The following is an 11,983-nucleotide window of genomic DNA, read 5'->3' on the forward strand; positions in this document are numbered from 1 at the left end:
AAGGCCAAGGGTATTTGTTAGTGCAGGTTATTGAGCTGGTAGGCAGGTTTTACCAGACTCATCCATGGTTACAAGCCTTTCCTAATGAACAGGAAGGGATTAGTATGAACTCCGAAAGTTGAGTTACTGGTTGTGGCATAATATCAAGATTAATGAACCTATAAGAGACAATATATCTGATTGGATAAATGGAGATGTATTTTATTAAAATATATCATCTCAACGCAGTTAAATACTCGAAAAAAGCAGTTGTTTGTCTTATGAACGATTTCCTGAAACTTTTAAAATCACTTACATATAGTTTTTCCAGCTTAGTGAATTCTTCGTCTAAATTGGGATGGGAATATGAATTCCGATATGAGTTCAATGACTCAAGCTCTTCGAAAAGATTTGTCTTGGATCTATTAGTGAAATAGTAATAGAGGTTGTAAAATTGTTGTAGTACATTTATCGGTTTACTGAAATCCCTATCAATAACCCTAAACTCATTGTTATGCCCTTTTATGAAGTAGTAGGTTTTTTCTCCACTATAAAAACTATCCTGATAATTAGAACTTGAGCCAACTCCTGCTTGAGGTCTGATTATTTCTATGTAATAATCGGAAAGAGCTTCCAAGATTTTATGCATATATAATAATGTAATACTGAAACGATCAATGTTGTCTCTTTTAGAAATCAAGCCTTGTATAGCTATTAAATACGCATTGATTTCTGACTTCAGTTCCTGATAGAAGTAATTTGAATCTTCTCCGATATTTATTTTTCTTAACTGGTTATTTTGCACTGATTCTATTGATAAGATTAAACTTGAATGAATTGGTTTTAATATTTTCGACTCATTAATTGCTATTTTAAGTGCTTCAATTAAATTAGGACAGCTCTCCTCAGGCCTCTCATTTTTGATGACATAATCATCTGCACCGATATTGTTTAGTTCTCTATAAATCGATGTCTTATTAGATGCGGTTGTAACAATTACCTGGATGCCTCTGTTAAATTCTTTAATTTTCTCAAGTAATAAGTAGCCTGTTAAAAATTGGGGCACTGATTCAAATGCATCTTTTTCTGAAAGCCTTAAATCAAGTAAAATAACATCCGGTTTATATCCCTCAATTTTTTCCATGCAATCATCTATGATCTCGTCTTTTGAACTGCTTTTGTCAAATTCTGCTACATGGCACTCAATTTTGTCAGTTGAACTGGAAAATAGATGTTTATAAAATTTATCCCACCCTTTCTCTGCTTCATCATCTATAAGCAAAATCTTGGACTGGATATCAAAAACAGGAAGGTTGCCAATACTTTTCTTCTCTCGATCAATTTTATCCTTTTCAATTCTGTACTTGAAATAAAGATTATGCCGTATCCTGTTTTGTATATCGTTGTTAAGCTTTGCATACCCAATATACTCTGACCACAGAAAGAGAGATAGCTCATTTATGTAATTATGCCGGCTGTCATAATTTAATGGCGCGGGTATATTAATCTTTTTAAAATAGCTGTCTCGTGATTCCAAACCTTTTAAGCCACTATCCTGAATAATTCTATCAAGCAAAACTCTAACCTTGCCTAAGTCTTCATTCACGTAATAAACACCCGGAGTGGCAAGTATATCAGAGTATTCAGATAGCCTAATTAGTTCTGATAGAGTTTCCTCACCAACAAATACAATTGGAACATTATGGAAATCATTTGAACTGTTTTGCAGTCTAATATGATGAGCTAATCGCAATCCCAAAAGAGCTAAATAATCATTGTCTAATGCATATTTAACAAAAATTACGTCAGGATTGACGGGTTCAATTTGTTCAGTAATTAAATCAGATATGTAATGATCAACATCCTTTTCGGTGGGAATCTTAAAAATTAAATTATTTTCTTGAAAGTCTTTTAATTCTAAAAGAGAAGTGTTATTTGAATGAATTAGCAAATTAGTCATAAACTAAAAACCTCTCTTTTTATAACTTTAGAAAGTTGATTTTTCAAGTCAATCAAAACATTATCAGCATTTTCTGCAATTCCATCTTCATACCATTCTAAATTCAAGCTCAACTCTTCAGACATAGAGAATAAGGCTTGAGGAATACCAACTGCATCATTGTAATAATTAAGAGTCTTAATGCCTTTATTTTTACTGAGGAAGACACTTAAGTTGTTTCTTGCTTCCATAAGCAAGTTTAATTTCCACTTATTCCCGTATTGTAAAAGCAGCAAATTTGGAATTCCATTTTTTAAAAAATGTTCTATAAATAAAGTAAGACGAGGGCTGTAAAATTTATCCACTTCTATTGTTAGTATGGGAGGATCTGTCAAATGAAAATGTGAAGGACTGCCGTTGCCAGAAAAAATCACCAATGGCTTATTTGTTCTTTTACAGAAATCTTTCAAACTGCTTAATTTTACTTGAGACCAAGCGGATTGATGAGTCATTACTATTTTATAACCGTCCAGCATTTTAAAGTTATTAGACTCAAGATTTTTTTCTAAGCTCTCAATTTCTTTTTTGGTGAATATTCTTAATTGCTCAAACTCCTCAAGGTTCAGGCCCTTTTTATTACAAAGATGTGCCATCCTTTCCGGTCTATCTTCTATCAATACAATTTCTTCCATTATAAATTTGATTTATAGAACTTCAAAATGTGAGTAAAACCTTTACAACCATCGATTTCTTCTTTAAAAGGAATATCACTATTGCTACATAGATAGTTTAATCTAAAAAAACCTTCCTTAAACTTAGTTTCAATAGACCAATCACAAAGGTTCATTAATTTGTCTTTAATTGAATCAAAGTCACCACCTATTGAGGTAAGTTTATTGTTAACTTTTATAGAATTTCCTTCACTAAAAGAATTATAATGCACTATTTTCAATACAACAGACTCTTTATCTTCAAGTGCTTCGATAGTTATGTCTTTACACTCTTCAAGTTCATCACGCCTTTTTTTAATTTCTTTAAATATTAGAGCGATAGCAGATCTGAACCACTGAACATCTGTATAAAATGTTTTTGACTCAAGATTTTGTAATATGGGACGGTTAAATTCACTTGAAGGACTTAATAAGGAAGCTCTTTTTAATTCATCGATGACGAGTTTTCTTAATTGATTTCCTTCCTCACGTACCTCGATTTCATTTTTAAAATGATTTATAACATCTCCGAAATTTGAAAAATGAATGTCTTTGTCCGGATTCGAAAATTTATATGGCCATTCAAAAGGATTTCTTCCGGGGTTTTCAGAACACCAATTCGCTAACTCAGGGCTTGACCATCCTGCTTTAATTCTATCAAATCCCCAGCCTTCGTTTCCAACTTCTTTAATAAGTAAAAATGTACGGCATTTAGCCTGCAAAAATGGTTTTAATTCCTGTAAATCCCAGCTTATGGCTTTGTACTCTTTTTCAAGCTTTCCTAAAAATGAGTTATAATCATTGTATTCCAATCCTAAATCCCAACTATGAACAGAATACTTAAGTGCGCTACCATTCTTTCTGAAGCTTGATAACAGATTTACCAGTCTTTGTGGATTGTGAACCGTTTTTGAACTGCTACCTTGCTGTTCTTTACTGTCTTTTTTTGTAGTATTAGATGACTTTATAGTATCTACTTTTCCATCAATTGCATCTGATATCTCACGAAGCTTTTTTTTGATAACTTCAACATCATTCTTTACAGAATTGTGATCACCTTCAAGCTTTCGAATCTCATCTGAAGCGAATTTGATTAACTTCTCTTTATGCTTTGTATCAAGCAGTTGGCTTTGCAGAAGATCCTGAATAAAATCAATTTTTGATTGGTTATTCTTCTTTTTGCTCTTTCTTAACTGGTCTAAAGCTTTAGCATCAACTACATTTAACCCTGTAAGTGCGAGTTTTATTTTCGGCTTTGTACCTTCTGAGCTTTTCTCACCCATAATAATACTCCATTGCTGCTACTATCCCGTCAGAGTCCCAAACCTCAAATAACCTATCCGGATTAAAATTGATAGATATTCCTGTTAATACTTCAAATCTATGCTGAAGCTTCCTATAGCTATGATCGTTTGCTCCCTTCACCATCTTTAAATACCGTAATTTTCCATCGATTACATTTTCTATGTCCGGCTCTCCATTTTTAACATGACCTTTGTCAGCTTTGTAATTATTTAAAATCAATTCCTCTGCTTTTTCTTTTCCATACTGTTCCCAAAAATAAATCCAGTGTCTTAGCTGTTTGATGTAACGGCGGTTTACATTCACTTTTTCATTTACAGTTAACCCTGTAACCTCTTGTCTTTCTGTTTTTGTATTAAGCCTTGTTTTTTGGTGTTTGACATGAAAATTTTCCTCTTTAATCAATTTCTTTAGTGATGCTCTGAACTCACCGTCTTTGTTATAAATATTATGATTAGATGAAAATGTGATATCATCAGCATAACGAGTATATGCACAGCCAAACTGTTCAGCAAGAGAGGTTAGTTTAACATCCAGTCGGTAACAAATAATATTTGTTATAATTGGAGAAGTTGGGGCTCCTTGAGGAAGTACATCTTTAACTTGTTTTTTCCAATGCCCCTCAACTTTTCTTTCAACTTCCAAATCTGTAAAACAGATAGCTGAAATTCTATTTGCAAGTTCCAGACGCCCATTATTTCTGTTTAGATTAAACGGGGGGTACTGTAATCTCTTCCAGAATCTAGGCTTGTCTATGGAAGGGAAAAAGTCCTTCAGATCTGTATTAAAAACAAAGTTCTTCCCTGTATGCGGTTTTGCATTGTCAACCACGGATTTATCCGTTACAAAGCCTGTGGCATTGGGATGTGGTTCAAATACAGACTGCAAGATATGCGCAATAGCTTTTTGAATACTCTTTAATCCTGATACTGGTGAATGGATGACTCGAACCCCACCCGATTTTTTGGGAATTTTGAACTTCTCATACACGTCACCTCTTAAACTTGGATTGGAATAATAAGTAAGTGATTTAAGTTTTACTGCCTTGGCAGTTTCACCATATAACATTTCATTAACCAATTTAATGAGAGACAAGAGATCTTCCATAGATTTGGTTTCTGAAAAATTATTCCGAATTATTATTCTCTGATGAGGTAACATGTATTAAAAAAATTTAAATTAAAGAGCTTTGAAATGCCCACTGATATTCTTTATGTATGAATGAACTATCATTAATAATAATAGTATACAGTCAATAGTCCCTATTCACATGTATCTCATGTAAAGTATAACCTTACCTGATCTACCTGCAAATCAAGTACTGACATTCAGCCCGGCAAGTGTTGCAACACTTAACGCCGGACAGACACGCCGAATACAGCGTGCAGTTTCAATATCTTGTGTGGGCAATTCCAAAGAACTCTAAAATATTAACAAACTGTGCAGTGAATGTGCACTTTTTGCAATTGTGCTGAATATACTAAAATTAGTTGCTCCAGCTAAAGACTTCATTTCTGGCACGGGTGCACGCTGTATACATCCATTTTGCTCGGTCTCTTTTTATGGCCTGCAAGTAAGGATGAATAAAAACCGTATCCCATTCACCACCTTGTGCTTTATGACAGGTTGAGGCATATCCATACCTTAATCTGAAGGCATTTAGGTATTCATCATCCATAACATTTTTTGATTCTCTAAATTTTGGATTTGACTTCATTGCTGATGCGAATAACTGCGTTTCCTGCTCTGTATATAAATTGCCATTGGGGGATAGGATACTTTCCCAGCAAACAAGCTTTTCAATAGAGAAACTTTCATCTCTTTTTGTAAATTCAATTTCGCACTCAGAAAAATGGAGATTGGCACATTTTCTTGGTATCGGATTAAATTTTTTAACAACACCTACATCTCCATTATAAATTAAACCATTTTCGGTCCAGGTATTTTTGTGAATTGTAATTAACTCCCCTTTACACAGCAAATTACCGCTGTCTGGAAACATCTCATCACGAAGTGTTTTATTCCACCAGTTTACATCTTTATTGGTGTGACAAATCACCGTAACTCTATCCAGCTTATTTATATCAAAATTTTCTAAATAAGAATCCCGTATGTGCCACCAGCCATTTATTCTGTCAGGATATCTGCAGTACATGTTATTTCCCTTTTCAATTTCATCTCTGATTTCAGTTGCTAGGTTCAAAACCGGACTGTTATCACTTTGTCTCATTACCTGTGTCAGTTGATTTTCTCCAGGGGTCATTTTAAATCTATTTCTCAAATATTCAACTTCAAGTGCCGGAGAAAATGAACGCTCATGGTCGGAAACTACGGGAGGTAATTGGTAGGGATCACCCACAAAAATAATTTTATTGTTTTCATTTCCCATTTTTACATACCGTATTAAACTGGTTAATAACGGTTCATCAGATATGTATTGATCAGTAATACCCATACTGTCAGAAATCATTGAAGACTCATCAATGATGTAGATAGTATGCCCGTCATTATTTGCCTCTCGAAGATTGAACTTTACGCCGCCATTATTTAGTGACTCTGGAATGAAAATCATACTGTGAACAGTTTTTACGTCTGCACGCACTTTACTGTGAAGTACATTAGCGGCACGTCCCGTCGGAGCTGCAAGCTTGCAACTCATTGAATTCTCATTGATATACCTGTTTATCGCCTCAAGAATAGAAGTTTTTCCTGTACCTGCTGCACCTTTTAAAATCATTACATCTCTATCGTCATCAGGGTTTACAAACCTGAACAGATCGGTCAGTACACGTCTCTGTTCTTTGTTGGGAGTAAATGGAAGATATTTTTCGAAAGAACCCATAAATAAATTTTAGGCTTTGATTTCTTTCGAGAATGATATAATCTTCCAGTGCACTCAATCTGCACAGATAATTACTTCTCATGTCGGTTAACAAAAACGCACTTCTACGATATCAGGTATTAGACCGTTGTTTTCGAAATTCCGGACGGAAATACTTCTGGCAAGACTTGCTTGATGAAATAAATAAAGCACTTGAGGAGTATAACGGGCCAGAAAGTAAAATTAAACGTAGGCAGCTCTTTGATGACATCAAGTTTATGGAGAGCGAACAAGGATGGAGTATTCCGCTGGATAAGAGGCGCGATGGAAGAAAAGTATACTATCAATATTCCGATTCAGAGTTTTCCATCAGCAACCAACCATTAAACGAAAGTGAGGTATCTCAGATAGAAGCTGCCATCTCCGTACTATCGCGCTTTGCTGGAGCGCCTCAGTTTGAAGCAGTGCAGGAGATGATTCCGGTATTAAAAGACCGGTTGGGGTTAGATCACCAAGCAAAAGAAGTGATTGGACTGGAATCGAATATTGACCTAAGAGGAATTGATTATCTGTCACAATTGTATGATGCAATTATCAATGAACGAGTTTTGATCGTAAAGTACCAAGATTTCAAATCAGACGAGCCATTTATACTGATTTTTCATCCATACTATCTAAAACAGTATAACAATAGGTGGTTTGTGTTTGGTTTTAATGAAGAGCTTAATATTCCAACCTGGAATCTTGCTTTGGATCGAATAGAATCAATCGAGGCTACACGAAGAAAGTATCAATTTACAGATATCGACTGGAACGAATATTTTTATGATATCGTAGGGGTGACACGGTATCAGGACAAAGAGCCTGAATCCATAGTTTTGGACTTTACAAAAGATGTCGCACCGTATGTTGAAACCAAACCTATTCATCCAACCCAAAAATCGAAATGGACGGATGCCCAACTACGGGTAACTATAAATGTGATTCCAAATTATGAACTGATGTCAATGATATTATCATTTGGAGAGAAAGTTAAGGTGATTTCGCCACAAGATTTCAAAGACCAAATTTTGAATCGTATTAAATCAGCGAGTTATCAATATTGAGTGTTTATGTTTAGCCCACTAACGGCCCGCAAATAAGCGGCGCGGCAAGAATTAAGAATTGAGCATAATAGGAGCTCGCGTCCGCTTGATTTGCTTTGTTAGTGGCATATGTGACTTATAGTCCGTTGACATATAGGCAACATTTGCTGTATCGTCTTCACATGGATATAAAACAAGATATCGGTAAAAGAGTCCGGATGCTCCGAAAACAGAGAGATTATAGTCAGGAGTATTTTTCGCAGCTTTGCGACTTAGACCGAACATATATTGCCAGCATTGAACAAGGCAAGCGAAATGTTTCAATTGTGAATCTTGAGAAAATCGCCAAAGCCTTTGATTTAACCTTAAGCGAACTATTAAAAGATATATGAGCCAAAAATTTAAAATTAAGTACGACGAAATTCAAAATATCGTAGTGGGTGAAGTTCCAAATTACCCGAAATATGCCACTCAGATTCTGAATTTAGCAAATCAAAATGCTCAGGGAACACGACCGAAGATTGTTGGACAAATGAGCGATTTAATTCAAGAGTTTGATGGTCAAACAGTTGAACAGTGGATTGAGTGGTATGAAGAGCGTTATCCTGATGCCCGTAAAAATGCAGCTGATCGAGTAGAGGATATGATTAAAAAACTAAAAGAATCGATAGACAAAATTGATCGAGAGATGATTGATACTTGGGTCAAAGATCTGGTGTTGTACAAAACATTTATTGGGTTGAGATTTCAAGAAGCCATTTTGAGGAAAGTGGCCGATATCAAAGGGACAACTTATCGTTTAGCTGGTAAAGATGATGAAAGTAAAGGAATTGATGGGTATGTCGGCTTTATGCCTGTTAGCATCAAACCTACCACGTATCGATCTAAATCAAGCCTTGCAGAAGATATTAAAGTTGAAATCATTTACTATGAAAAGAAAAAGGACGGGATAACCGTATATTTTGACTTTTGATCACGCATTTGAGAAAAGTGAATGTGTTCCTTGATAATCTAAAATTGCTTCCTGAATGTACATTGCTTCAAATTTTTGTTCATCTTGAGCAGATACAGATTCCACAAACTGAAGTATTAAATCTTTTTCCTGACGGGTCATTACAGGGAAATTAAAGGATTTATTGTAATGTTTAATACTTTCCAGGCCTTTATCATGCTGTCTTTGGGCAATAAAATCTAAATGGCTTTTAATCCTCTTTCGGATTGAGTTATTGATCATCTCGTGGTTTGAATGCGAAAGGAGTGTTTCCCTAATGATTGGAGAAAATTCCGGATCGATTTCGTTTCCAATGCTATCTCTTCCTGAGGCAATGGCAGCAAGAGTTGTTGTTCCAGTTCCAAGAAATGGATCAAGGACGGTGTCTCCCTTTACTGAAAACATATTAATCAGCCGATAGGGAACCTCGAAAGGGTATGCGGCACTTCGTTCTCTGGAGCCATTTTTTGTAAGAACTTGAGTTGTTCCTTTAAATTCCCACAAATCAGAGAACCATCGATTCCGTTCTTCCCAAAAAAAGGCACTTTCTCGACGAAGTTGTTTTTCGGGTTCCGAAAAAATCCGCTTATTTCCCTTGCGAAAAATCAGAATAAATTCATGTTCAAGAGTGACATAAGCACCGGGAGCAAGCATACCCGAACCCATAAACTTATTGGGGGCATTGGTTTGTTTTCGCCAAATTATATTAGGAAGATTAGAAAACCCAAGAGCCAAAAAAGAGGAAATAATTCGGCTATGATTTGAAAATAATTGAAATTTGTCGTTTATCGTTCTGGTTGCATCTCCAATATTTATGCATGCAATTCCGCCGTCACATAAGACCCGATCGCACTCTTCCCATACATTATCCAGAACATGGTGCATTAATTCAAAAGCATCATTTGGATTGCCTTGATTCAATGCAGTTCTGATTTCAGGATTCTGTCCAGTTAAACTCTCATCCCACATTTCGATCATTGGATACGGCGGAGATGTTACAACAAGCGAAACCGAGCTATCTTCAATCTCAGAAAGGTTTGAAGCATTGTTGAACAGGATTCTATGCGTAGTATTGTTTATCATGTCTCAATATAAGAATTGAGACTTATTGTCTACAACAAAAAAATCTATCCATTTTGTAACCTCCAACTTTCTCTAAGGGCATTTGCGCGATCAGTAATGGAATTAGCTCTACTTTCAAGACTTTGACACACTCTTTCCAATTCATCTTCAGTTTGAATAATCCAGTAACCATCAACCCACATGCCACTACCAATACAGCATTGATGTTCAAGTATCATTGCTCTGATTTGTTCACGTACATGCTCATTAGTTTGGCCACCACTTTCTAAGTTCAAGGTATCACGAATTTCAGTTGATGTGCGACGGTTTTCATAACCTAATGCATGTTCGTTCAAGTATTCCAAGATAGCAAGTTGTTCTTCAGTCATAAGCTAAAATTTGATTTAAGAGTTATGCCACTAACGGTCCAGGTTTAACATGCAGCGGGCACGCTGCACCCAGAGAATGCGACCAGCATTCTCTCCAGCTGTGATATTTGAAAAAGCAAGAACCGCTGTCAGGTTAAACCCATGTTATTGTAAGGACAGTATAACGATTTGATGATGGAGAACGATCGCAAAAACAGCCCGAAGTCACAGAATGATGACTTTGCGACAGTTGGTAGCGCCAAACCGAAAAAATTTTTTTGCTGAAACCCAAAAAAACAACGTGATGGGTTAGGATCCATTCGAAGGCGATTAGCGGCACGACTAAGGCGCGTTAGGGAAAAACAGGAGCGAAGGCGCATACATACTAGCTTTACGACTTGCCGGATGATCCATAACAGAGGCCCGGCTTTTTTTAACGGGACCATCACTGGCAACAGCTTGCGGCAGCTCGGATTTACTGGCGTTATTGATGCCGAAGCCGCCGCTTGCCAAAATCACTAAAACGCGCCCGATTTGACGTGACCGGAGCAAAGCTGATACCGGCCCGTTCCTAAAAGCAGATATTTTTGAACATAATCAGGCCGGTTGATGAAGTTGGTGAAAGCAGGTGAGGGGCACCGCTGCCCATAAAAAATGGGATACAGTTACAACTTGCCGGAAGAATCTTTTACTCGCTGCCGCCAGGTTATTAGCAGGATATGTGTCACAGCTCGCCGGGCCCACGGAAATTTGGCGAGATTTTGCCACCAGCAACCGCCATTTAAAAGCACCACGCGCCCCGGATCTTACAGGCTTGATAAAAGCAGAAGCGATTAGCTGCATGAGCTGTTGGATACGTAAATCCTTAAGTGACGTAAAAGCAACATAAGTACTTCCATAATTAATCTAACAACTGTCGCACTATAACGGTTCGCAAATAAGCGGCGCGGTTGAATCAATAATCGTAAGTAAAAAATCTCAAACGCGTCCGCTTGATTTGCTTTGTTGTGCGCGATTTAATGATTATTAAATAATTGAATAATTCCGTTCAGAGTGTTCGTATAATATGTATAATCAGCATTATTTAGGTTGTTAGTCCATTCAGCAAAATCATTTTTACAATCCGGATTAATCTTTTGAAACAAATATCTGTATTCATCAGGAAAATTCTCTGCAAACTGATTTGTTAGGTTAACTTTCATGTTATACTCATAGTCAGAAACTGAGCCTACCCTATCTTCAAGTATAAGAGATCCTTCATTAACCGCTCTTTCAATAACGTTGGGAGGAAACATGAACTCAATAGGTACAGCAAGGGAATTCTGTTCATTTTTTAATTCAATATATTCTTCCGGCAATATATACTGCCCACAATATATTTGATGATTTGTACTTACGACTTTAAAATCATTAACTCTTGAATTATTATTAGATTTAAATTTCTTGAACTCATCATGTCCAGCACGATCATGGTCCCATAATCCAAATATTCCGTTACCATGAAACTTTCGGACAACTGGTGATTTTAAGAATGAGCTTATACCTGAAGCACCTTCAGATGATACAAATATGAAATTATTGGCATAGTCCGGAAATAGAGGGCAGAATAACATTCCAAGTGCCCGATTATGATTTATGAGGTATCGGGTATAGTTAAAGGTTTGAAGGTATTGAAGAATACTTCAAAAGGCGTTTTATATCCAAGTTTTTTTCGTGGTCTGTTGTT

Annotated in this window: 11 protein-coding genes; 3 read left to right on the top strand and 8 right to left on the bottom strand. The window is 36.2% G+C overall.

Annotation, left to right across the window (positions count from 1 at the left end):
• Nucleotides 1-214: 214 nt before the first annotated feature.
• From NATSA_RS15105 to NATSA_RS15125, 5 genes are all read right to left on the bottom strand, one after another.
• Nucleotides 215-1,939, bottom strand: a complete 1,725-nt coding sequence (locus NATSA_RS15105) for a response regulator (RefSeq protein ID WP_210513456.1) — start codon at nt 1,937-1,939, stop codon at nt 215-217.
• Nucleotides 1,936-2,610, bottom strand: coding sequence for a hypothetical protein (locus NATSA_RS15110; RefSeq protein ID WP_210513457.1), 675 nt, complete (start codon nt 2,608-2,610; stop codon nt 1,936-1,938). The genes NATSA_RS15105 and NATSA_RS15110 overlap by 4 nt, the downstream gene beginning before the upstream one ends.
• Nucleotides 2,610-3,911, bottom strand: coding sequence for a hypothetical protein (locus NATSA_RS15115; protein ID WP_210513458.1), 1,302 nt, complete (start codon nt 3,909-3,911; stop codon nt 2,610-2,612). Before NATSA_RS15115 ends, NATSA_RS15110 begins: the two co-directional genes overlap by 1 nt.
• On the bottom strand, nt 3,904-5,037 hold the full coding sequence (locus tag NATSA_RS15120) for a reverse transcriptase family protein (protein ID WP_210513459.1): 1,134 nt from the start codon (nt 5,035-5,037) through the stop codon (nt 3,904-3,906). The genes NATSA_RS15115 and NATSA_RS15120 overlap by 8 nt, the downstream gene beginning before the upstream one ends.
• Before the next feature lie 379 nt (nt 5,038-5,416).
• Nucleotides 5,417-6,772 (bottom strand): ATP-dependent DNA helicase, encoded by a 1,356-nt coding sequence (locus NATSA_RS15125; protein WP_210513460.1) that lies wholly within the window; start codon nt 6,770-6,772, stop codon nt 5,417-5,419.
• Between the two features lie 80 nt (nt 6,773-6,852).
• On the opposite strand from NATSA_RS15125, the gene NATSA_RS15130 reads away from it, so the two are divergent.
• The 3 genes from NATSA_RS15130 to NATSA_RS15140 all read left to right on the top strand — a co-directional run bounded on the left by NATSA_RS15130 (nt 6,853) and on the right by NATSA_RS15140 (nt 8,809).
• A complete protein-coding gene (locus NATSA_RS15130) occupies nt 6,853-7,857 on the top strand; it encodes a helix-turn-helix transcriptional regulator (protein ID WP_210513461.1) in 1,005 nt (334 codons plus the stop codon).
• Between the two features lie 161 nt (nt 7,858-8,018).
• Entirely contained in the window at nt 8,019-8,228 is a 210-nt protein-coding gene (locus NATSA_RS15135; protein WP_210513462.1) for a helix-turn-helix domain-containing protein, read from the top strand.
• Nucleotides 8,225-8,809, top strand: a complete 585-nt coding sequence (locus tag NATSA_RS15140; protein ID WP_210513463.1) for an MjaI family restriction endonuclease — start codon at nt 8,225-8,227, stop codon at nt 8,807-8,809. Before NATSA_RS15135 ends, NATSA_RS15140 begins: the two co-directional genes overlap by 4 nt.
• Here NATSA_RS15140 and NATSA_RS15145 read toward each other — a convergent pair whose 3' ends face one another.
• The 3 genes from NATSA_RS15145 to NATSA_RS15155 all read right to left on the bottom strand — a co-directional run bounded on the left by NATSA_RS15145 (nt 8,810) and on the right by NATSA_RS15155 (nt 11,870).
• Nucleotides 8,810-9,910, bottom strand: a complete 1,101-nt coding sequence (locus NATSA_RS15145; RefSeq protein ID WP_210513464.1) for a DNA-methyltransferase — start codon at nt 9,908-9,910, stop codon at nt 8,810-8,812.
• Nucleotides 9,911-9,954: 44 nt separating this feature from the next.
• Nucleotides 9,955-10,278: a hypothetical protein gene (locus NATSA_RS15150; protein WP_210513465.1), complete on the bottom strand. Its 324-nt coding sequence runs from the start codon at nt 10,276-10,278 to the stop codon at nt 9,955-9,957.
• Nucleotides 10,279-11,273: 995 nt separating this feature from the next.
• Nucleotides 11,274-11,870, bottom strand: coding sequence for a hypothetical protein (locus NATSA_RS15155; protein ID WP_210513466.1), 597 nt, complete (start codon nt 11,868-11,870; stop codon nt 11,274-11,276).
• Nucleotides 11,871-11,983 lie beyond the last annotated feature (113 nt).

This window comes from Natronogracilivirga saccharolytica, from assembly GCF_017921895.1.
GTDB lineage: Bacteria > Bacteroidota > Rhodothermia > Balneolales > Natronogracilivirgulaceae > Natronogracilivirga > Natronogracilivirga saccharolytica.

Excerpts from the sequence above, each read along its gene's own strand:
- NATSA_RS15150 (WP_210513465.1), bottom strand. The coding sequence starts at position 10,278 with ATGACTGAAGAACAACTTGCTATCTTGGAATACTTGAACGAACATGCA.
- NATSA_RS15110 (WP_210513457.1), bottom strand. The coding sequence starts at position 2,610 with ATGGAAGAAATTGTATTGATAGAAGATAGACCGGAAAGGATGGCACAT.
- NATSA_RS15105 (WP_210513456.1), bottom strand. The coding sequence starts at position 1,939 with ATGACTAATTTGCTAATTCATTCAAATAACACTTCTCTTTTAGAATTA.
- NATSA_RS15130 (WP_210513461.1), top strand. The coding sequence starts at position 6,853 with ATGTCGGTTAACAAAAACGCACTTCTACGATATCAGGTATTAGACCGT.
- NATSA_RS15155 (WP_210513466.1), bottom strand. The coding sequence starts at position 11,870 with ATGTTATTCTGCCCTCTATTTCCGGACTATGCCAATAATTTCATATTT.
- NATSA_RS15135 (WP_210513462.1), top strand. The coding sequence starts at position 8,019 with ATGGATATAAAACAAGATATCGGTAAAAGAGTCCGGATGCTCCGAAAA.
- NATSA_RS15125 (WP_210513460.1), bottom strand. The coding sequence starts at position 6,772 with ATGGGTTCTTTCGAAAAATATCTTCCATTTACTCCCAACAAAGAACAG.
- NATSA_RS15120 (WP_210513459.1), bottom strand. The coding sequence starts at position 5,037 with ATGGAAGATCTCTTGTCTCTCATTAAATTGGTTAATGAAATGTTATAT.
- NATSA_RS15140 (WP_210513463.1), top strand. The coding sequence starts at position 8,225 with ATGAGCCAAAAATTTAAAATTAAGTACGACGAAATTCAAAATATCGTA.
- NATSA_RS15115 (WP_210513458.1), bottom strand. The coding sequence starts at position 3,911 with ATGGGTGAGAAAAGCTCAGAAGGTACAAAGCCGAAAATAAAACTCGCA.
- NATSA_RS15145 (WP_210513464.1), bottom strand. The coding sequence starts at position 9,910 with ATGATAAACAATACTACGCATAGAATCCTGTTCAACAATGCTTCAAAC.